17 protein-coding genes are annotated in these 21,407 nt (G+C 42.8%); 4 read left to right on the top strand and 13 right to left on the bottom strand.

What is annotated here, in order from left to right:
* Positions 1-25 precede the first annotated feature (25 nt).
* The 6 genes from C7S20_RS19950 to C7S20_RS04640 form a co-directional block, all read right to left on the bottom strand.
* A complete protein-coding gene (locus tag C7S20_RS19950; protein WP_159039868.1) occupies positions 26-181 on the bottom strand; it encodes a response regulator transcription factor in 156 nt (51 codons plus the stop codon).
* Positions 182-189: 8 nt separating this feature from the next.
* A complete protein-coding gene (locus C7S20_RS04660; protein WP_107011390.1) occupies positions 190-417 on the bottom strand; it encodes a hypothetical protein in 228 nt (75 codons plus the stop codon).
* A gap of 12 nt (positions 418-429) precedes the next feature.
* Positions 430-1,074, bottom strand: a complete 645-nt coding sequence (locus tag C7S20_RS04655; RefSeq protein ID WP_107014094.1) for a cation efflux transmembrane domain-containing protein — start codon at positions 1,072-1,074, stop codon at positions 430-432.
* Between the two features lie 4 nt (positions 1,075-1,078).
* The gene (locus C7S20_RS04650; RefSeq protein WP_107011389.1) at positions 1,079-2,254 is read right to left on the bottom strand and encodes an efflux RND transporter periplasmic adaptor subunit; all 1,176 of its coding nucleotides are present in this window, start codon (positions 2,252-2,254) and stop codon (positions 1,079-1,081) included.
* Between the two features lie 7 nt (positions 2,255-2,261).
* Positions 2,262-6,596, bottom strand: coding sequence for a CusA/CzcA family heavy metal efflux RND transporter (locus tag C7S20_RS04645; RefSeq protein WP_107011388.1), 4,335 nt, complete (start codon positions 6,594-6,596; stop codon positions 2,262-2,264).
* Between the two features lie 81 nt (positions 6,597-6,677).
* On the bottom strand, positions 6,678-6,989 hold the full coding sequence (locus C7S20_RS04640; protein WP_107011387.1) for a DUF6660 family protein: 312 nt from the start codon (positions 6,987-6,989) through the stop codon (positions 6,678-6,680).
* Between the two features lie 438 nt (positions 6,990-7,427).
* Between C7S20_RS04640 and C7S20_RS04635 the strand changes: the two genes are divergently transcribed.
* Together C7S20_RS04635 and C7S20_RS04630 are read left to right on the top strand one after the other, a co-directional pair.
* On the top strand, positions 7,428-8,504 hold the full coding sequence (locus tag C7S20_RS04635; protein WP_107011386.1) for an SGNH/GDSL hydrolase family protein: 1,077 nt from the start codon (positions 7,428-7,430) through the stop codon (positions 8,502-8,504).
* Positions 8,505-8,508: 4 nt separating this feature from the next.
* Positions 8,509-9,876, top strand: a complete 1,368-nt coding sequence (locus C7S20_RS04630) for a sialate O-acetylesterase (protein WP_159039867.1) — start codon at positions 8,509-8,511, stop codon at positions 9,874-9,876.
* A 115-nt stretch (positions 9,877-9,991) separates the two neighbouring features.
* On the opposite strand, the gene C7S20_RS04625 is transcribed toward C7S20_RS04630, so the two are convergent.
* The 7 genes from C7S20_RS04625 to C7S20_RS04595 form a co-directional block, all read right to left on the bottom strand.
* Positions 9,992-11,254, bottom strand: a complete 1,263-nt coding sequence (locus C7S20_RS04625; RefSeq protein WP_227009097.1) for a glycoside hydrolase family 140 protein — start codon at positions 11,252-11,254, stop codon at positions 9,992-9,994.
* Between the two features lie 124 nt (positions 11,255-11,378).
* Positions 11,379-12,686 carry a glycoside hydrolase 5 family protein gene (locus tag C7S20_RS04620; RefSeq protein WP_107011383.1) on the bottom strand — a complete coding sequence of 436 codons (1,308 nt, stop codon included), beginning with the start codon at positions 12,684-12,686 and terminating at the stop codon, positions 11,379-11,381.
* Positions 12,679-13,959: a glycoside hydrolase family 26 protein gene (locus C7S20_RS04615; protein ID WP_107011382.1), complete on the bottom strand. Its 1,281-nt coding sequence runs from the start codon at positions 13,957-13,959 to the stop codon at positions 12,679-12,681. The genes C7S20_RS04620 and C7S20_RS04615 overlap by 8 nt, the downstream gene beginning before the upstream one ends.
* Complete coding sequence (locus tag C7S20_RS04610) at positions 13,949-15,154, bottom strand: AGE family epimerase/isomerase (RefSeq protein ID WP_227009096.1); 1,206 nt, start codon at positions 15,152-15,154, stop codon at positions 13,949-13,951. The genes C7S20_RS04615 and C7S20_RS04610 overlap by 11 nt, the downstream gene beginning before the upstream one ends.
* Entirely contained in the window at positions 15,151-16,347 is a 1,197-nt protein-coding gene (locus C7S20_RS04605) for a glycoside hydrolase family 130 protein (RefSeq protein WP_107011381.1), read from the bottom strand. The genes C7S20_RS04610 and C7S20_RS04605 overlap by 4 nt, the downstream gene beginning before the upstream one ends.
* Before the next feature lie 3 nt (positions 16,348-16,350).
* Positions 16,351-18,192 (bottom strand): sodium:solute symporter family protein, encoded by a 1,842-nt coding sequence (locus C7S20_RS04600; RefSeq protein ID WP_107011380.1) that lies wholly within the window; start codon positions 18,190-18,192, stop codon positions 16,351-16,353.
* Between the two features lie 3 nt (positions 18,193-18,195).
* A complete protein-coding gene (locus C7S20_RS04595; RefSeq protein WP_107011379.1) occupies positions 18,196-19,323 on the bottom strand; it encodes a glycoside hydrolase family 26 protein in 1,128 nt (375 codons plus the stop codon).
* Positions 19,324-19,530: 207 nt separating this feature from the next.
* On the opposite strand from C7S20_RS04595, the gene C7S20_RS04590 reads away from it, so the two are divergent.
* Both C7S20_RS04590 and C7S20_RS04585 read left to right on the top strand, forming a co-directional pair.
* A complete protein-coding gene (locus C7S20_RS04590; protein WP_107011378.1) occupies positions 19,531-20,403 on the top strand; it encodes an AraC family transcriptional regulator in 873 nt (290 codons plus the stop codon).
* Between the two features lie 18 nt (positions 20,404-20,421).
* Positions 20,422-21,390, top strand: a complete 969-nt coding sequence (locus C7S20_RS04585) for a glycoside hydrolase family 5 protein (RefSeq protein WP_107011377.1) — start codon at positions 20,422-20,424, stop codon at positions 21,388-21,390.
* Positions 21,391-21,407: the final 17 nt, after the last annotated feature.

Here is a 21,407-nt window from a genome sequence, read left to right as displayed (position 1 = left end):
ATTATTCCTTCGGCAATACAAAGGGTTACAAGGTGAGTGGAATTTTTACAGTCGATTTTTTCAAAATGTTTCTTTTATGAGTTTGGACAGTGTGCTCAGAAAGAAAAAGAATATTGCCAATTTCCTTAATACTATTTCCCCGTGCTATTTCCTGAATAATTTCTATTTCTCTTCGGGTCAAGATTTCTTTTAGGCTTTTAGATGTTTCGGATGGAAATTGCCTGTTTCTGTGGGAACGTTGTAAAATGACAGGCCGCCCTTAATATTAATAAAGGAAATGTCATTGGTGCTTCTAGGCGTTAAATGGGAAATATCACTATGGATACTTAATACATGAACAAATTGTCCTTCCTCATTTAAGGAGAGAGCTGTAGCCTGATGTAACATTATTTTCTCTTCTCCACTGGCCAATTTCATTTTGGTATGACTTCAGCAACAATCACTGCAACAACTTAAGCTCTTTGATTTCGCATTCTGAAATGCCTCCCGGCCTTCCTTATAGGCATACCAGGCAATTCCAAGACTTCCTAGGGCATCGATATAAGGAATATGCCAAAACTCATAAACCAGACTGGAGCCTAACAAGATGAAGGAAAGATAAAAACAGGTCTTGGTGCATTTTGCATCTGAGATGATAGGCTGACTTTCAAGCTTTTCTCCCACTTTCATCTTTTCCCGATACAAGAAATACATGGTCAAAATTGATATTCCGGCTACTATTATTCCCGCCAGGGTGCTCTCCGGTTCCGATTGGTTAAAAATGGCAATCACGGCACCCACAACCAGACCGGCGGTTAAGATATAAAGAGCTGTACCGGTAATTCTTAGCGCTGTGATTTCAAATTTATCCCTTTCCTGAATATCGCTGCGCTTCATTCTATAGATCATGTGGGCGATACCTACGCCCGACAAAACCTCCACAAAAGAATCTACGCCAAACCCGAATAAGGCCAGGGTTTCATCACTGGCTCCGAAAAAAGTCGAAGCCAGGCCTTCCAAAGTGTTATAGACAATGGTGATGATGCTCAGCCACAAGGCGTAATTCAGTTTTTTCTTAAATGTTTCTTTCTCCATAATATTAATGATGACTGCCGCCTTCACTTTTATTCATTTCGGCCATTAAATAATACGCATTATTATAGGCAAATTTAGTACCTGAAGGAAAATCTTTCAGAAATTTAACCTCGGTCCAGTTATCTTCTTTAGATCCCGGTAACACTTCCACAGGTTTAAAACTCCATTCATCACCTTCCTTTTCAGCTGTAAAAACAAAATTTTTGTCGCCTTTTGTGGCAATCGCGGCTTCAGGAAATGCCTTTGCACGAACGTCTTCCACGGCTATTTTGCCGCGCACATACATCCCCGGAATAAGATTCTCAACTTTTTCGTCAATTTCAGCATGCACATGCAGGGCTTTAGGCTCCTTCTCAAAATTTTTGCCAATAGATAAAATATTAGCTGTTAATTCCTTTTCAGGTTGAGAGGCAACCGTAAAATACACTTTTTGTCCTTTTTCAACCCGGGCTGCATCTTTTTCAAAAACCATCAGGTCGGCATGAACGTGGTGGGTATTGATGATTTCAAACATATTGGTTTGAGCCGGTACAAACTGACCGGTTTTGATATTTACCGCCTGCACCGCTCCGTTTATAGGACTGAGTACGGGAATTTGCTGCTGAATATTTCCATTTTTCAGACTCTCAGGATTGATCTTTAACTGTTTTAACTGTGCTTCCATTCCCTTTAAATGTCCTTTGGCACTTTCCAGTTCCGATTCAGCCTTTTGAAAGGTCTCACCGGAGCCAACGCCCGCTTCATACAATTTCTTTGGACGGGCAAAATCCTTTTCCAGGAATTTCAGCCTGATCATGGCATTGATATAATCGGTTTGTACCTTAATAATATCTGGATGGCTTAAATAGGCCAGCACTTCCCCTTTTTTAACCTCATCTCCCTCAATAACCTTTATCGCGCTCACATTTCCGCCAATCACCGGAGTAACCGTGGCTTCGCTCTGCGGTGGGACCTCCAGGTGACCATTTGCATCTACGTAACCGCTCATCACGCGAGTGGTAAGCGTATCTATTTTCATATCCAGCGCATCAAATTGAGCGGCGGTGATCATAACTTCAGGCTGAGCCGCTTTTTGTTGCTGAACCGGCTGCTCCTTGCTTTCCTGGTTTTCCTTTTGATTTTCGGCACATCCAAGAAAGATGATACTGATATTTAGAATAAGGATCTTTATAATTTTCATTTTAATATTATTTTCTGTTTAGATAAAATTCGATTTCAGCGAGGGCAAACTGGTAATTCCTGTAGGCGTCAATAGATTTCAATTCAGATTGCACGGCGAGGTCAAGGTTCTGGATCATTTCCACATAACCTATCGCGCCTTCATTAAAGGCCAGCAGCGTTCCTTTTCGCTGTTCCTCCAGCAGCGGTACCACTTCATCACGGTAAAACTCCCATGAAGATTTCCATTTTTGATATTGCTGTAAAGCAGACTCATATTCAGTGGAAACCTGTTCCTTTCGGAAACGTAAATTTTCCTCGGCCATTTCTCTTTCAATTTTAGCCGATTTTGCCTCGGCATAAGCTTTTCCAGAAAGTATGGGAATAGAGATTCCGGCCTGATAGCTGTAAAACCCGTTGGAACCGTTCACCTCCTGAATTCCGTATTGCAGATTGAAATTGGGAAGAAAATCGGCTTTTTCGGCCTTGAACTGAGCCGCCGCGACATCAACTTTCTTTTCAGACTTTTTGAGCAGCGGATGTTCGCTTAAATTTTCAGCTGGTATTTCGGTGGCTGCGAGTCTATTCGCATTAAAGTTTCCGGGAACAGTATAATTTTCGTCCCCTAACCATAGGTTTAGTTTTCTGATCGCCACCTCATAATCATACTTTGCCTGTTCCATTTCAATTTCAATTTCCTGGATCCGGTTTTTGGAAGTAAGCATTTGCAGTTTGGAAATGGCCTCTGTCTCATACCTAAGCGACACCGCTTTATCCAGGCGATGGTATAAAGAGTCCAGTTCACGATAAAGCAGAAGCTTCCTTTTTGCTGAAAAAGCCATGCTCCAGGCCTTCTTCACCTCCCGGCTAACTTCCAGCTGCGAAAGTTCATAAGAAGCGGAAGCAAGAGCTATACGCTGATTATGCAGCTTATTTTTAGCCGGAATTCCAAGAAGATCCATTTGCTGTTGCTGAAAACCTACCACCGTATAAATACCATTGTCGCCATTGAGTTCTTCGCCGCTGGTAAAAATATTTGTAGAGCCAAGATCCCAGGCCGATTTCTTCAGAGCTTTTTCCCGTTCAATTTTCCGCTTTTCATTTTTCAGAAGCGGATAATTTTCCATCGCCAGCTCCACTGCACGTTCTTTACTTATTGTGGGCTGTTCTTTCTCTTGAGCCCGTATTGTTCCGGAAAAACCAAGGCCAATAATTAAAGCAACCGTGGTTAATATTTGTCGGTTCATATTGCTTTTCATTTTTCGTTTTTCAACCCACCTGTACAAAATAGGAAGTATGAACAGTGTTAAAAGCGTAGAAGTAACCAGGCCGCCAATCACTACGGTTGCTAATGGTCGCTGAACTTCAGCACCTGCCGAATTAGAAATAGCCATGGGAAGGAATCCGAGAACATCGGTCAAAGCCGTTAACATGATGGGGCGAATCCTTCGTTTGGTTCCTAATGCGATTCGCTCTTCGATGTCGTCAATACCTTCGGCTTTCAATTCATTAAAACCGCTTATCAGGACCAGTCCGTTCAAAACTGCAACCCCAAAGAGAACTATAAAACCAACGCCGGCGGAAATACTGAAAGGCATGTCTCGCAGCCATAGGGAATAAACGCCGCCAATTGCCGCCAGGGGAATAGCTATGTAGATCATACTGGTTTGTGAAAATGATTTCAGGGCAAAATAGATCAGCACAAAAATGAGCAGTAGTGCAATGGGCACCACGAATTCAAGCCGTTTACGGGCTCGCTCAAAATTCTCGAATGCACCGCCATACCGAATGTAATAACCAGGAGGTAACTCCAGTTCAGCATCCAGTTTGTGCTGAATATCCTCAACCACCGATTTCACGTCCCTGTTCCTTATATTCACTCCCACATAGGTCCGCCTATTGGTATTGTCGCGGCTTATCTGCATGGGCCCGGACTGATAACTGATATTTGCCACCTCTTTGAGGGGGATCTGCGCACCAGAGGGAAGGGTTACATATAAATTCTGAATGTTCTCGATCCCGGTTCTGTCTTCAGGCTGAAGGCGCACCACCAGGTCGAAACGCTTTTCTCCTTCAAAGATGACCCCGGCTTTACCTCCCGCAAAGGCCGACTGGATTAAAGAATTCAGGTCTTCGATCTGCAGGCCGTACTGCGCAACTTTGTTTCGGTTATAGTTAACAGTGATCTGCGGAAGCCCGGCTGTGGCTTCCACCTTCATATCGGCCACCCCGTCTACATCACTAATTAGATTTCCTATTTCCTGCGCTTTTGAAGCCAGCAGATCAAGATCTTCCCCGTATAATTTTACGGCGATATCTTCCCGCACTCCGGTAAGCAATTCGTTGAATCTCATCTCTACCGGCTGGGTAAATTCATAGCTCACCCCTGGAATAATGCTTATGGTTTTTTTGATCTTATCGATGAGCTCGTCTTTGGTTTCTGCCGAAGTCCATTCAGATTTGTCCTTCAGAATGATAAAACTATCGCCAATATCCATAGGCATGGGATCGGTGGGGACATCAGAAACTCCAAAACGTGTGACCACCTGTTCTATTTCAGGAAATTCTTTCAGCAGCATTTTCTCGATTTTGGTGGAAGTTTGGATGCCTTCATCCAATGAACTTCCGGGCTGTAGGATCACGTGGAAAGCGATGTCGCCTTCATCCAATTGCGGGATAAACTCACCTCCCATTCGGGTAAAGAGAAAGGTCGCAATACCGAAAAGTAGCACGGCTAAACCGATAAGCAGTTTTCCTCTTTTCAGTGATTTTTTGAGAAGAGGGTCATACTTCTCCTGAAGCCAGATCACAAAACGGTCACCCCAGGATTTTTTTTCATTGGCCGATGATTTCAGAAATAAGGAAGAGATCATAGGGACATAGGTAAGACACAGGATCATCGCACCCATCATGGCAAAAATAAAGGTAAGAGCCATGGGTTTGAACATCTTGCCTTCAATACCCTCCAGGGCAAGGATAGGAAGGAAGACGATGAGAATGATAAGCTGACCAAAAAAGGCCGAATTCATCATTTTTTTGGCCGAAGAGGAAGCGATTTCATCTTTTTCTGCCTGCCCGACGCTTTTCGTCTTTAACATTCTTTGCTGAAGGATAAAGACCGTACTTTCCACTATGATGACTGCCCCATCGACGATAATTCCGAAATCTATGGCTCCCAGGCTCATCAGGTTTGCCCAGACATCGAAAATATTCATCATGATAAAGGCAAAAAGCAGTGACAAAGGAATGGTGGAGGCTACGATAAGCCCACCTCGCCAGTTCCCCAGCAAAAGTACCAGCACAAAGATCACGATGATACCGCCTTCAAGAAGATTACCTTTTACCGTAGAAGTAGTATCCTCTATAAGAGCGCTTCGATCTATAAAAGGCTTTATAGAAACTCCCTCTGGCAGGGATTTCTGTATCTGGACAACCCGATCTTTCACATTTTCGATCACGTTGTTGGAATTCGCGCCCTTCAGCATCATCACCATTCCCCCAACGGCTTCACCTTCGCCGTTCTTGGTAAGGGCTCCGTATCTTACCGCGCTTCCAATGCGTACTTCGGCGACATCATCGATGGTAATGGGAATTCCGTTAGAATTGGTAACGACAATATTCTCCAGTTCTTCCACGCTTCTGGCTAGACCTTCACCGCGTATGAAATTTGCCTGGTGATTCTTCTGAATATAGGCGCCTCCGGTATTCTGGTTGTTCTTTTCCAAAGCAGAAAAGACATCAGAAATACTCAACCCGATGGCCCGAAGTTCATCGGGATCGACGGCGACTTCATATTGTTTTATCTTTCCGCCCACGCCGTTCACTTCAACAACGCCGGGCACCATAGCCATCTGGCGCCGAACGATCCAGTCCTGCATGGTGCGCAATTCGGTGGGGGAATACTCATCTTTATGCGCGTCATCTACCTCGAGGGTATATTGAAAAATTTCGCCCAGCCCGGTGGAAATGGGCCCCATGGAGGGCTGGCCAAAGCCTTCAGGAATTTCTTCCTTAACCTGGTCAAGCTTTTCTCCCACCAGCTGCCGGGGAAGGTAAGTGCCCATGTCATCTTCGAAAACAATGGTTACTACAGAAAGTCCGAAACGGGATACCGAGCGTATCTCCTTAACTCCGGGAAGGTTGCTCATGGCGATTTCCACGGGATAGGTAACAAATTGTTCGATGTCTTCGGTACCAAGATTAGGTGCCTGTGTGATCACCTGCACCTGGTTGTTAGTAATGTCGGGTTGCGCATCTACGGGAACTTCGGTCATACTCCAGATTCCGGCTCCGACGAGCACAATGGTGAGCAACCCAATAATAAATTTATTATTGATTGAAAAATCAATGATTCTATTGATCATAAATAGATAGTTTAATTCGGTAAAATTTGAATTTGATCCTGACGGATAGTAGCGTCAGGACATACGTTTCCTATAACCGAATTAAACGCGTGGTGGCTGGAAGAAGAATTTAGGTAAGTCGTCTCCCAGATTGTAATAATGATTGGGAATGGAAGTTGAAATTTCAAAAGCCGCTAATTCCAGATCATTTCCTTCAAAACTGGTGATATGAACATGGCAGCAGTGACACTGGCACAAAGGGCTGCAGTCATCAGCTGTGGAAGCGGAATGACTCGAATTATCCAATTTATGAATCTCGGAATGGTCACCAGGCATTTCGGCAGCTGCATCTTCACAAGGAATAAAGACGAGTCCCAGAAAATAAAATGATAGTATTAAAGCTACTAATTTCACGGCGCAAATATAAAAAATTCTGGTACAAAGGAAACACCAGCATTTTCCAGTTTTGAAGGCGTGCCGGGATCAGTCATAAATTGATTTGAGGTGAGGAAAGGGGCCCGGTAAGAATAGACTTAATAAGAGCCAAAACATGAATTTATTAAAGATATTAAACCGGGATGGGGAAGTTGTTCTTATAAAAGAAAAAACCCATCAAATGCCGATGGGTTTTTAAAGTACTCGAGGCGGGAGTGTTCAAATTTCGGCTTAGGCCGCCAATTATAAGGCTTTCTGAGGTGTAATTTCGGAGTGCCCCCGAATTACCATCTTTAACTTTTCGTTAACAACTAAAAGGAAAATGTAAATAAATTGGATTTATTGTATAATAGATTGAAAATATCATTGAACTAGAACCCCTTCATATTTTTTAATTTAGTGGCATAACAAATCTTCATGAAATACAACTATTTTTTCCATCTACTAATCTGTATCGTGGCAGTTGGCTGCTCAGAACCTGATGTTCAGTTCAAAAATTTTAATGCCTCCGGCAAAGCCATCGATTATAAAGGAAGAGTTGAAAAATTGAACGACTCGGCGGTGGCGCTTATCAGTTCTGCCGCCTTTGCTGAAACCAAAGTCATTGGCGACAGTGCCACTCTTTACCTTTCCAGCGGAAACGATCAACACCATTATGTAGTGGTAGAACTCAACGGCCAAAACTCGAAGAGATACAAGGTAGATGGTTCGCCCATCTCGATAGATCTTGGTAATAACGACACTACTTTGGTTAGAATATTTAAGGCTAACGAAGCCCTAACCGGTGATGTCATCCTGAATAAAATAAGCGCTCAAAACCTTATTCCTGCTGAAGATCCAAAACAGCCGCTCATCGAGTTCATAGGAAATTCCATTACCTGCGGGATGGGAGCCGATACCAGGGAACTCTCATGCAGTGAGGGAGAGTGGTACGATCATCACAATGCCTACCTGGCCTATGGTCCCAGGGTAGCACGCGCGTTAAACCTGGATTTTCGGTTAAGTTGCGTTTCGGGAATGGGGATGTACCGTAACTGGAATGATGAAGACCAGCCCGTGATGCCCGATGTCTATGAGAATCTCCGGTTAAATGCCGATTCCACAAAAAAAGCTGATCTTTCCCGAAAGCCCGATATCGTTTCAATTGCTCTGGGTACGAATGACCTATCGTTTGGCGACGGAACCAAAGAAAGAAGCGATTTTGACCAGCAGAAATTCGTAGAAAATTATACGAATTTCACGAAAAGAATCTTTGAACTTTTCCCGGATACGCAAGTCGCATTGCTTACCAGTCCTATGGTTGGGGAAAAAGAACAGCAGGTGCTTCTTGAGAGCTTGAAACAGGTGAAGGAAAACTTAAAGAATCGCCCTATTTCCATTTTTGAATTTGACAATATGCAGCCTCACGGTTGTGACAGCCATCCCGATATAGATGACCATGCGAAAATGGCTCAACAGCTTATTCCCTTTTTTAAAGGCCTGCTTAAATTCTGATTTTATGAAAAAACTGCTCTTTCTCCTCGTATGTATTATTCCCTTGTATGGGTTTTCGAATATTAGTCTGCCTAAGATCTTTGGCGATAATATGGTGCTGCAGAGAAATACCGAGGTAAGTCTTTGGGGTTGGGCAAAACCCGGGGAAAATATAAAAATAAAGCTGAGTTGGAATTCTGACAATTTCGAAACCATGCCCGATAATTCCGGTTTCTGGAAAATTATGGTACCCACTTCTGATGCTAAAGGCTCACAAACAATCGAAATTCACGGCTATAATACAGTAAAGCTTGAAAATGTGCTTTTAGGCGAGGTGTGGCTCGTTTCAGGCCAGTCGAATATGGAGTGGAGCTCAGGCGCGGGAATCGATGGCGGAGAGGAAGCGATCAAGAATGCTGAAAATGATCAGATCAGGTTCTTTACGGTGAACCACCGCACTGCCGGGTGCCCGCAAAATGATCTCGACGGGCAATGGGTGTCAAGTACTCCCGAGACTATGAAAAACTTCAGCGCCATCGGTTATTTCTTTGCGCAGAAAATGAACGAGGAACTCAATGTGCCCGTCGGCCTTGTGAATGCTACCTGGGGTGGCACTCCCGCCGAACCCTGGATTCCCGCAAAAATGATTAAGAAAGACAGCATCCTAAACAAAGCGGCTGCGATGCTTCCCGATACTCAGTGGGGGCCTAATAAACCGGGATCGATTTACAATGCGATGATCGCCCCATTTACTTCCTATACACTTTCGGGGATACTTTGGTACCAGGGAGAGTCCAATACGCCTAACGCCGATTATTATCACGAAATTTTTACCACTCTAATAAAATCCTGGAGGGAAACCTTCGGAAAGGATCTGCCTTTCTATTTCGCACAGATCGCACCCTTCAGTTATGAGACCGCATATTCGGGAGTAAAAATAAGGGATGCCCAGCGAAGAGCTCTGGAACTTGAAAAAACGGGCATGATCATGACCAGCGATATAGGGAATACCGAAAATATCCATCCAAAGAATAAGAAAGAGGCGGGCTATCGCTTCGCCCGTCTTGTGCTGGCTGATAAGTTCGGTAAAAAGCTTCCGGCCTACGCTCCGCAGTTTTCCAATGCTTCATTAGAAGGGAAGAAGGTGATTATATCTTTTAACCATGCCGGGGGTCTATATGTTTCGAACGATAAAAAAACTCAATTTGAAATAGCCGGTGAAAATAGGGATTTTCAGCCCGCAACTTTCAGAATAAAAGGTGATAATATCATTTTAAATTCCCCTGTAAAAAAGCCAATGTATATTCGTTTTTCCTGGAGAAATACCAGTACGTCTAATATTTTCAATAATGCGGGCCTGCCTTTGTCAAGTTTCAGTGAAAAGCTGGAATAATCTACTCTTTCAGTTCAAAACTGGCTTTGGGATCATCTGTCTATCTTTTTCCATAAAACCTACTTAAGGCTGACTTAAAATAAGGTGCAGAATAATAGAATTATTTTAAATTTTGTTATCTCGAAAGAAGGACCAACAGCCAATCCTGTCCTTTTCCCGAAGAAGGCGTTTTGAAAATATTATTTTTGAAGATGTTAGATTCTGCAATCTCTATTGAAGTTCCTGAACGTGGGTTAAACCAATATCCTTCGGAAGTTTTAAAATTCAAATGGTCAAGATTTACCTGAAAGGATCGTCCTTCGGGAGTATAAAATAATGCAAAATCAGCTGCTTGTGAGGCAGCAACATAGGCTGTATCTTCAGGATTCTCACTACTAATAAGGTTCTGTGCTGGTTGCAATTTCTCCCATTCGAAGGACGTAAAAAATTCTCTTAAATATTTCATTTGCTGTGCTCCCGGCAATCCCATTGCTTTTTTCCATCCCAATCTGGCATCCAGTGATGGAATTTTACCTTCAGAATACATTTGCCAGATGTCATTGCTGCCATAGGTATAGCCAGCTGCTCCTGCCAGTAAACTCCAGTATGCCGAAATCCTTATATCTGTTGCGTCTAAACGTCCAAAATCTTCCTCTTCCCAAAATCTATCAGGAATATCCTCATAGCGTGCCTCGCCATTGATCACTGGCCGAATGAAGCCATGGCTGTCTCGATTTTGTATGTATTCATATTCTTTTGCGAGACTTGAATGGCCACTTTGGAACATATCAATATCCAGCCACTCCTCATCAATATAATTAGAAGCTATTTTCCCGCCTGAGGGATGGTAACTAATCAAATGATTCGGATCTTCTGTTTTGAGACCACGGGCAAGGCTGTTTATAATTTCATATTGTTCTTCGGTTTCCGGGACCCTGTCACCGCCCAGGATCCAAATGATATTTGAATTATTTCGGTACCTTTTTCCGAGCAGTAATCCATATGCTTCTGCATTTTCGGGAGTAAAAACTTCGGGGCCAATTCCCCACTTTTTGTTGAACTTGTCTCCCCAGGTTGGGAGCAATCCGATATAGAGGCCGCGTTTATCGGCTTCTTTGAGGAGAAAATCTAAGTGAGTAAAATATTTTTCATTAATTCTAGCCGGATTATTCTGTAAAAGAGGCTTTTCTCCGTATGCATTTGCGAGATTCAACCCATTTAGTTCAGCTAAAATAACAGTTTGAATTACCGAAAAGCCTTTTTGTTTTCGATCATCAAGGTATTTTATTATTTCCTCTCTGTTGAGGGTATGCAGCAGCTCCCAGGCCGTATCTCCCATCCAAAAAAAAGGTTCTCCTGTTTCGGTTTCTAAAAAATGGTGATCTCGGCTAATCTTCAAAAATGCTGTTTTTTGAGAATAGAAGGAAATAGGTATAAGAATGATAGCGGTCCATACAAAAAGCATCCTCAGCTTTTTAAAGGAAAAAAAGAAGATGGAAATAAGTTGAATTTCGCAGTTCATTTCAATTTTTTACTGTTTTAGAATTTACCATTTTATTATATTTTCTGATCAGACTAAGCGTAGAAGTATCAGAAGCAAAAACTGAATTTAAACCCTGGGGTTCCTGGGGAGGATCGGCACTAAAGTCATCGCCTTTTTCCCATTTTCCGCTTTTTTCGTTGGTATCGGCGAAACCGGCAAATCCCCAAAAATTAAGGCCGGCAAGAAAACCGTCTTCTTTAGCGCTGTTTTCAACCATTTCCATTAACACACTGTAGAATTCATTCCTGTTGGCTACCGAGGCATCTTTAGACAGACTTTCTTTTTCCCGCGGAAATCCAAATTCTGAAATAACGATGGGTTTATTGAGATCTTTGGCCACTTCGATATGTTCATTGATGTAATCACGGGCTTTTTCTATGGAAGATTTTAATGTTTCTGATTCATTATCTGCTGAATACCACTGCCAGTTCTTGGGCCACATATGCATGGTAAGATAATCGATTTTCGGGTTGGCGTGCAGCATCTTATAAGTGTCTATTTCCTGAAGATAACTCGCTTTGCCTTCGGCCCCGGTTGAAATAAGGGTGTTTGGGTCGAGTTCATCAAGCAAATCAACAACTTCCGCAAGCCACTCCTTAAAAGGCTCGCGATCCTGTTCCGTGAAAATTCGGGGTTCATTGGCCACCTGCCAGGACATAATGGTGTTGTCTTCGGTATATTTTCGGCCATTATAGGTATTGGTCCTGCCCAGGATGAATCTTATATGATCTTTAAAGGCTTCCCGGCAGGGTTTACAGGTATGAAACTTCTGAGTGTAATCAAAATAATCCTGCCAGGAATATTTTTCCAGGAAGGGGTTGGCAACTTCTCCGTAGCCGTTCCAGTTGAGATAGGCCGACATGCCTCCGCTCCATATCCAGTTATTGTTGAGGTAGAGAACGGCGTACATTTTTCTTTTAGCCATTTCCGCAAGCAAAAAATCAAGACCGTCCAGCAGGTCCTGATTATACTTGCCCTGTTCGGGTTGCAGTGCAGGTTTCACCTGGAAATCCTCATTTCCTCCCTCGGCGCCAACCAGGATCCTCAGGTTATCAATGCCCAGGCTGTCCATCATGTCGAGTTCTTTTATCAAACGGTCGCGGTCGCCAATGTTTCGCGCGGCAATAAGCGGCCCATACCAGTAATTGGCGCCCACAAAATAGTATGGTTTTTTTCCTTTATAAAATTGACCGTCTTTTACGGTAATGCGCTTGGTGCTGCTGCAGGACATAAAGCTTACCAGCAGGATGAGTAAGGCCGAAATTCGGAAAAAATTAAACTTATTCATCTGCCGGCAAATCATAAATATTAGACATATCCTCCAGCAACCAGGGTTCTGGCTTTTCGATAAAATCCATGAAATCCTCGGCTCCGTCGGTACCTGGTACCGGCACGGTATAGGTGTCGGCAGAATTCTGCCAGAACATCATAAAGCCGACTTTTATATCATTATCGGTAAGCACTTTGTATAACATATCTGAATAAAAATCGGGAGCAAGATAAGTTTCTGAAGGTGTAACAAAATACCCAGTCTCTGTAAAGGCCGGGATCTTCACCCTTTCTTCGGCAAGATCGGAAACCACCTGCAGTTTTTTATTCGCAATGCCTATTCTGGAACCATCCTGGGGAGAGAGGTCACCATAATTGTCCATTCCTACCACGTCTACGTAGGCATCGCCTGGATAGCGCTGTAAATAGGTAGTCTCGGTAGAATAGCTGTTATCGGGAGAAAAAGCGTAAAGCATATTGTCTACGCCCAACTCATCTCTTAAATATTCAACGGTAAAACGCCATACATCGATAAATTCCTGAGGACTGCTGTAAGCCGCACCCCACCAGAAAAAATCCTTGTCAAATTCATGAAATGGGCGGAAAATAATAGGAATTTGCTTCCCGTCTTCCCCCACAAGGCTTTTGGTGAATTCGGCTACCTTTTGGAGTTTTTTCTTGTAATACTCGTGGTTGGCACCGCCCGGCAGGATACTCTTGAAGGCGTTCTGCTTCTGGAATTCGGTCATTTCCGAAGTATAAAAATTATCGCCTTCATAGGGTTCGCGCAAATGCCAGCAAAAGATATTTACCATTCCTTTATTATAGGCATCGATGGCGTTTTGCTTTATCATTTGTTCCTGCTGGTAAAACCAGTTATTGGGCTGCCCGTTGTTCTGGTCATCGGTGATGAACATAAAATCTGAACCCAGCATCCCGGGATCGCTCCCCGTAAGTTTTTTGATATCGGAATAGCCATCGTTATCATTATAAAATGAACTGAAAGCATCCTGTTGACCAACGATGAAATTGCTATAGGAAATAGCCTTCAGATTATAGAAAAGCGCCACGGTTTCTGCAGTGGCCGAAGCATCTACCATATAGGAAGGAGTCTCGGAAGGCAGAAAACTGATGGTAGCTTCCTCATCCGGATTTTCCTCGGGTTCTTCAGGAGTTTCATCCGGATTTCCCGTATCTGGCGGTTTAGGCGTAGGTTCTTCGATTTCATCTTTTGAACAGCTGGTCATGATGAGACCCATAAAGAAAACCAAAAGGAAAATTCTATTTTTCATAGGTATGGTTTTTTAACAGTTTTATCAAAGCCCGGGAGGTATGGTAGGGCGCCTTCCACATGCTTACTTTATCTTCGCTGGTATAGGGATGGTTATTTTCATCGACTCTGAAATGCCATTCCCCGTGCTTTCTGTCTTTTATATGTTTTAGGGTATATTTCCAAATATCGCGCTCAGCCTTCCGGAAAATATCTTCCCCGGTAAGCTCAAACGCGTATTCCAGCCCAAGCATGGCTTCAACCTGCGGCCACCAGTGACGGTCGGTATCCGTCTTACCGCTGTCAAGATCCTTTTCATTGATGACGCCCGCATTTTTAATGTAGGCTTCTTTCAGAAAAGTTCTGGCCACTTCTATAGTAGTAGATGCAGCCTTTTGGATGAGTTGTTCATTCTTCACTGCCCTGGCCGCTTCGAGGATCAGCCACACGGCCTCAATATCATGACCGTAGGAAATAAGGTTATTGGCCCTTTTCCAGTTATCATCAAAGAAAAGCTGAAAATGCCAGATATTATCATATAAAAATCGGTTCAGAAATAAATCGACCAGATTTTCAAGCGCTTTTTTTTCTTTTTCACCTCCTTTTACCCGGAATAGATTGCCGTAAGCTTCCAGGATATGAAGATGGGTATTCATGGTTTTTGAAGAATTATCATCCTTTTCGCTCAGGCGCATATCTTTGATTGGCGACCAGTCGTGCTGGAAAGCTTCGTAGTATCCATTTTGATCGGGATCGAGCGCTTTTTCTTCAATTAACTGAAAAAGTTCTTCAGCCCATTCCAAAGCCTGCGCTTCTTTGCAGTATTCGTAATATTCCGACAAGGCATAGATAGCAAAGGCCTGGGCATAGATTTGCTTGCGGGTATTAATAGGCTTTCCTGTATGATCGAGTTCCCAGAAGACCCCGCCATTTTTCGTATCTCTGAAATTTTCCCTGAGATAGCGATAGGCCCTGGTGGCTAATTCTTTATAACGGTCATTCTTATAATGATTGCCGGCAGCAGAAAAAGACCACAGCAAACGGGTATTCAGAATGATCCCTTTAGGGGCTTTCTCTACTTTTTTATTGAAAAAATCTCTTTTTCCCATAAAACCTCCAAATTCTTCATCAATAGCATTTTCTTCCCAGAAATGGAGAATTTCCCGGAGTTCCTGCTCCAGGCTGGTCTTATAGGCTTGAGTTTTTTCAGCGATCATTTTTCCAGTTTTTTATTTTTATCTATCTGGCAGAGAATCTTTTCCACCGAAGATGCCGAGGTAAAATCATCCTGCGGGGTGTTCTTCACGTAATCGATCAGTTTGTCAATCGAAGAAACCGCTACATGTGAACGTGTGTCTGATGATGCGTAATAGATAAATATCTTCCCGTCATCATCTTTTATCCACCCGTTTGCAAAGAGTACGTTCGGGACATCTCCCACGGTTTCTTTATAATTAGGCGCCATGAAATAGCCTGCGGGCTGGTAGATGACCTTGGAAATATCATCAAGATCGGTCATAAACATATAGAGGGTGTATCTCAAGCCTCCGGCAGTATTCCGTACCCCGTGAGCCAGGTGAAGCCAGCCGTCTTCCGTTTTGATAGGAGCCGGCCCGAGGCCGTTCTTCATTTCGTAAATGGTATGATAGGCCTTCTGATTGATGATCCTTTCGTCTTCGAGATCTGGATTGGTGATATCTTTAATGTAGCCCAGGCCAATTCCGCCGCCGCTGCCCACTTCAATGAACCCATCCTGGGGCCTGGTGTACAGGGCATATTTGCCGTTTATGAAATCTGGATGCATCACCACGTTTCGCTGCTGGCCCGAAGAAGAAATAAGATCGGGGAGCCTTTCCCAGTTTACCAGGTCTTTGGTACGAGCGATCCCGGCGTTGGCAACCGCTGCTGTAGTATCGTTCGGATTTTTTTTGTCTTTTCTTTCGGTGCAGAAAATTCCATAGATCCAGCCGTCTTCATGACGGGTGAGGCGCATATCATAGACATTCGTATCTGGCTCGCCGATTTGAGGCATGACCACGGGTTTTTCCCAAAATTTGAAATTATCAACGCCATTCGGGCTTTCGGCCATAGCAAAGAAAGACTTCCTGTCATTGCCTTCCACCCTTACCGCCAGCACATAATTATCGTTCCATTTAATGGCGCCGGGATTAAAAGCAGCATTAATGCCAATGCGTTCGAGACCATAAGGATTGGTTTCGGCATCGAAATCATAGCGCCACTCCAGCGGGGTATGCGCGGCGGTTACCACGGGATGTTCATATCTTTCAAAAATCCCGTTCGAATCCTTTTGGGGAAAATTAGGGCGCTCGATCAGCTCGCGGTGGGTTTTTACCAGCCTGTCGAAATTCTGAATTCTTGTCGCCGGTTTATTTTTTTCTGTAAAATCCATATTTTACTCTTTTCTTCTAATATTATTTTCAACTTTTATTTTATCCCACCAGTTCTTTTTCAGAATTACTACACACACTATAAGTATGGCCAGTGAAACGAAAAGAGGTAAGCTTTGGTGCAGGATGAGGTATAAAGGGATCACTACCAGCAGGGTTTGAGCTACAGTGCCTAAAGCCACGTTGAATATGTCTCTTTTAAAATTCGTATTCCGGGTGAATTCGGGGTCCTCGGCTTCCACCTCGTCAGCGATGGGTTTCCAGAAGCCCCAGGGGCGGGTTTTTTTATAGAAATTCTTAAGTACTTCTATATTGGTGGGCGGTGCGGTATAGGTTCCTATAATGCTTCCGGCTATTGAAATCAACAGGATCACCGGGAAATAATACAGATCCAGCGTATCTGTGAATAAAGGGAAAATCAGTGCGGGAATAATACCCGAAAGCATTCCCCAGAAATAGCCTTCGCCGTTGAACCGCCACCAGTGCCATTTCAAAACGTTCGAAACGACATAGCTGCCGTAGAGGGCAGAAACGATCCACTGCAAAATTGAATTTACGTCCTGAACGAAAAATCCAAGAATGATACTTATGATCACTACCACGATACCGCTTCCGTAATTCATCAGTTTCACCTTGGAATGTGAAGCCTGCGGATTATAATGTTTTAAATAAATATCGTTCACCAGGTAAGCCTGGGCGGCATTTAAGGTTCCTGCGAAGGTAGACATGAAGGCGGCGAGCAGGCCGGCCAGCAACAAGCCCATCAGGCCTACAGGCACAAATTGCTGGATGGCCGCCGGTAATATTTTTTCAAAATCAAGGATCCCCGCCGTAGTAAGGTCAAGCTGCCCGTAAAATAAGACCGCGAGGATAGAAAAACCTCCCACCATTAAATATCGCGTGGGCATGAGGGCAAAAATGGCGAAGCCACTCATCTTTGCAGCCTCGAGAGGAGAACGCGTAGACAGGATCTTCTGCATATCGTAATTTGGTGCTGGGCCGGCTATACTCGCAAGAATTCCTTTAAAGAGCATCAGCATAAAAAAGATGGTGAATAAGGAATAGCCGTCGGAAAGGATCTTGGTGTTCACTTCATCAATAATTCCGCTCCAGTCCATATTAAGATGCCAGCCGAAGAACGGATTCATCCAGCCATCGGGCACATTCAACGTATGGTCGCCTATGGCCTGCCATGCTATAACGGCAATGGCTATGGAAGAGATGGTCATCACCGTGTATTGCAGCACATCGGTCCATACGATGCCCGACATTCCGCCCAAAACCGAGTAAAACACGGCGAACATGGTAAAAATGATACCGTAAAAATGAGGAATATAGGCCGCAGGTACGTGAAATGGAATATATTGAGAAACGATTTCCCAGGGAATGAATATTTCCACAAATTTTCCCAGGCCAATGAAGCCGTAGGCCAGGAAACCAAGACAGCTTAGAATTGCAAAGATCACGATGATAGTATGAGACCAGCGGCCTCCTTTGCCGCTATCGAAGCGGAACAGGATCCATTCGGCGCCGGTAGTGACGTTCGATCTCCTAAGCCAGGCCGAAAGGTATACCATCAGGAACACCTGATTGAAGACGGGCCAAAGCCAGGGGATCCAGATACTTTTAAAACCGTATACGAAGGTGAGGGTGACCAGCCACATGGTACCGGAAATATCGAACATACCCGAGGCATTCGATAGGCCCAGCATATACCACGGCAGACTTTTACCTCCCATTAAATAATCTTCCTTACTTTTTTGAGCTCTTTTTCTTAAAGCCAGACCAATGATAATGGTGCCCACCAAATAAAGAAGAATTATTGCAATATCGAAGCCCTGTAGCATAGCTTAAAATTTGATTTTTTGAACTTCATTTAGGAAAAGTGTTTCTTTCAATTCCTCGAATTTTTTAAAATTTTCTGCACTGATATCTTGAGGATAGGTCGAGAAATAATGATCTAATCTGGCATTTCTCCATAAAAGTACCCAGGCTATTCCCGAATCTTTTATTCCCGGATAAAGACTTTCTGTCCAAAAATTGGCATCGCTACCGGGAGTTGTGTTTCCGGTTTCAGTTAAAGCATAGAGTTTAGATTTCTGGAGTCCTTTTTCCTTGATTATGGCAATGTTGCGTTGGAGATTGGTAATATAGGCCTCTCTTCCGCCATAATTGTACACATCGGCGCCAAGTATATCTACGTAATCGTCACCGGGATAAAAACGTTCAAAATCTTCCCTGCTTTGCATAATATTGGGAGAATAGGCAAAAAGCAGGTTGTGAACGCCGTTTTCCTGAAGCAGCTGAAAACTTTGTCGCCAGAGGGCCTTGTATTCTTCGGGCGTACAATTTCCAGCTCCCCACCAAAACCAGTTTCCATTCATTTCGTGGAAAGGGCGGAATACCACCGGGATTGGATCACCCTTCTCATCGGTAAGCGATTTAAAGAAATCAGCCAGCCTTTTTATCCACAATTCGTATTTGCCTCTTTGAGTCCCCTCTTTTAAAATCGCCGCAACTGCCGGGGTTTTATCCCATGAACTTCCACCGGTGACGGGATTGTCAAGGTGCCAGCTACAGGTAATGATCGCTCCTCTTTTATGTATTTTTTTAATCTGATCGCGCATAGTGACAAAAGAAACCGTATCCAAACTAAAGGAATTTCCCAGCTCTATATGGCCAAGTTCATAGCCGTGAACCGCCGGAAGTTTTCCGGAAACATCCTTTATATCACTTCTGATTTCCATAGGATTCTGTTCCTGTTTCCAGTTTATGCCGTATAAAGTAGCATCCTGTTGCCCGAAGGCAATGCCTCTATCGGCAATTTCCTTTAATCTTAAATAAAGAATCCTGGCGCTTTTTGCTGTGTTTTTATCGGCTAGAGACAGGTTCTCAAGCTGTCTATGTTGTAAGGAATTACAACCGGTAAAAAGCAGAGCGATAAAAGATAGTATTATTAAAGTGATAATATTTTTCATGTAAATGTGTAGAAATCGGTATCGAATAGATTATTTATGTTATGAGTAATATTATCTTTTTATATATTTAACCTCACAAAAATTCAGAATTAATCAATATTGTTTCATAAAAGTTAAGGAAATCCAAAATTAACTTGCATAAGCATATTTATTTAATAGAATTTTGTCAATTCTTGATAAAATTTTTTCTGAAAAAATACTAACCACATGTATAAAAATGTCCATAGAGAAATAACCCCTCTTTCCCCGGCAGATAGTTTTCTGGTTTTTGACAGGGTAAAGGATGATTTTGATTTTCCTATTCATTTTCATCCGGAATATGAGCTTAACTTTATTTTAAACGGAGAGGGAATAAGAAGAGTTGTAGGGGACAGTATGGAAGAAATAGGGGATATCGAGCTGGTTCTGGTAGGGCCTAATCTACAGCATGGATGGGAATTGCACAGCTGTACCAATAAAAAAATACACGAAGTCACCGTCCAGTTTCATCAGGATTTATTTGATGCCAAGCTTCTAAGCCGAAGAATCATGAAACCCGTAAAGGATATGTTTGAAAGATCGGCTCATGGGATTTTATTTTCAAAAAAAATTTCTGAAGAGGTAAAACCGCGGCTGACCAAACTGTCAAAAATCGATAGTATAGATTATTTTCTGGAGCTTATTTCTATTTTATACGATTTGGCAAATTCAAGAAACCAGAGGTTGTTGTCAACGTATGTTTTTGAGAACAAGGATTTTGAAAATAGTGACAAAATCAAAAAAATTTATGAGTATGTCCAGAAGAATTATCAGAATAAAATAAGCCTCAAAGAAATTTCAGATCTTGTAAATATGAGTCCGGTTTCCTTCAACCGTTTTATAAAAAAGAGAACGGGAAAAACTTTTATAGAATACGTGAATGATACCCGAATCGGATATGCTTCGAGATGGCTTATAGAAAAGGAAATGAGTATTGCGGAGATCGCCTTTCGTTGCGGATTTAATAATATCGCGAATTTTAATCGGGTCTTTAAAAAGAGCAAGGACTGTACTCCCAGTCAGTACAGAGAAGAATTTAGCGGTATTAAGAGAGTTTTATAATAGTGTTTTCAAATAGCCATGAATAAAAATATATTCCTACTGGTCCTGTTCGGCAGTTTAAATTTCCATATGCTTTTTGCTCAACATGAGCCTGTTCTAAAGCACGGCAATCTTAGTTTACGAGGTGTGCAATTAGTAGATGAGAGCGGTAAAAGTGTTGAATTGCATGGAATGTCTCTTTTTTGGAGCCAGTGGCAGCCGCAATTTTATAATGAAACAACCCTGCTCCACCTAAAAAATAATTGGGGAATCGATATTATAAGAGCTGCCATGGGCATAGAACATGGAGGTTATCTGGAAAACCCTTTAAAGGAAAAAGAAAGAATTTTTGAGGTGGTAGATGCAGCTATAAAGCTAAATCTTTACGTCATTGTGGACTGGCACGACCATCATGCGCAAGATCATACGCAGGAAGCGATGGCCTTTTTTGATGAGTTGAGCCGGAAATATGGCAATTTCCCTAATGTTATTTATGAAATTTATAACGAACCGTTAGAAGTTTCCTGGTCTAATGTAATTAAGCCATATCATGAAAAAATCATTAGTGTAATTCGGGAAAATGATCCTGATAACCTAATTATTTGCGGGACGCCAAGATGGTCTCAAAAATTAATGGAAGCGGCTAATGACCCGATCCATGCTAAGAATATAGCCTATACCTTACATTTTTATGCAGGTACACATGGTGAGGAGTTGCGCTCTGAAGCCAGAAATGCTATAGCTCTGGGCTTGCCTGTATTTGTGAGCGAATTTGGAACTACGGAAGCAGATGGGGATGGGAGGGTTTACAAAGAAGAAACCCTGCAGTGGATTCAATTTATGCATGAACACCAGCTTTCCTGGTGTAACTGGTCTGTTGCAGATAAGGATGAAGGTTCTGCTGCACTGGTACCTGGAACGAATGCAGATGAGGTAAGTTTGAAAAGTCAGCTAACAGAATCGGGAAAATTTGTTAGGAAATTGCTCAGTCAGAAGAATAAAGAGTAGATAATAATTTACACTTA

Origin of the sequence: Christiangramia fulva (assembly GCF_003024155.1) — a bacterium.
Lineage (GTDB): Bacteria > Bacteroidota > Bacteroidia > Flavobacteriales > Flavobacteriaceae > Christiangramia > Christiangramia fulva.
Note: the sequence above shows the minus strand (reverse complement) of the source record. Positions and strands in the feature narration are given on the sequence as shown.

What these genes read in the sequence shown, in the direction of transcription:
- C7S20_RS04660 (WP_107011390.1), bottom strand. Translation starts at nt 417, where the DNA reads ATGAAATTGGCCAGTGGAGAAGAGAAAATAATGTTACATCAGGCTACA.
- C7S20_RS04655 (WP_107014094.1), bottom strand. Translation starts at nt 1,074, where the DNA reads ATGGAGAAAGAAACATTTAAGAAAAAACTGAATTACGCCTTGTGGCTG.
- C7S20_RS04650 (WP_107011389.1), bottom strand. Translation starts at nt 2,254, where the DNA reads ATGAAAATTATAAAGATCCTTATTCTAAATATCAGTATCATCTTTCTT.
- C7S20_RS04645 (WP_107011388.1), bottom strand. Translation starts at nt 6,596, where the DNA reads ATGATCAATAGAATCATTGATTTTTCAATCAATAATAAATTTATTATT.
- C7S20_RS04635 (WP_107011386.1), top strand. Translation starts at nt 7,428, where the DNA reads ATGAAATACAACTATTTTTTCCATCTACTAATCTGTATCGTGGCAGTT.
- C7S20_RS04630 (WP_159039867.1), top strand. Translation starts at nt 8,509, where the DNA reads ATGAAAAAACTGCTCTTTCTCCTCGTATGTATTATTCCCTTGTATGGG.
- C7S20_RS04620 (WP_107011383.1), bottom strand. Translation starts at nt 12,686, where the DNA reads ATGAATAAGTTTAATTTTTTCCGAATTTCGGCCTTACTCATCCTGCTG.
- C7S20_RS04615 (WP_107011382.1), bottom strand. Translation starts at nt 13,959, where the DNA reads ATGAAAAATAGAATTTTCCTTTTGGTTTTCTTTATGGGTCTCATCATG.
- C7S20_RS04610 (WP_227009096.1), bottom strand. Translation starts at nt 15,154, where the DNA reads ATGATCGCTGAAAAAACTCAAGCCTATAAGACCAGCCTGGAGCAGGAA.
- C7S20_RS04605 (WP_107011381.1), bottom strand. Translation starts at nt 16,347, where the DNA reads ATGGATTTTACAGAAAAAAATAAACCGGCGACAAGAATTCAGAATTTC.
- C7S20_RS04600 (WP_107011380.1), bottom strand. Translation starts at nt 18,192, where the DNA reads ATGCTACAGGGCTTCGATATTGCAATAATTCTTCTTTATTTGGTGGGC.
- C7S20_RS04595 (WP_107011379.1), bottom strand. Translation starts at nt 19,323, where the DNA reads ATGAAAAATATTATCACTTTAATAATACTATCTTTTATCGCTCTGCTT.
- C7S20_RS04590 (WP_107011378.1), top strand. Translation starts at nt 19,531, where the DNA reads ATGTATAAAAATGTCCATAGAGAAATAACCCCTCTTTCCCCGGCAGAT.
- C7S20_RS04585 (WP_107011377.1), top strand. Translation starts at nt 20,422, where the DNA reads ATGAATAAAAATATATTCCTACTGGTCCTGTTCGGCAGTTTAAATTTC.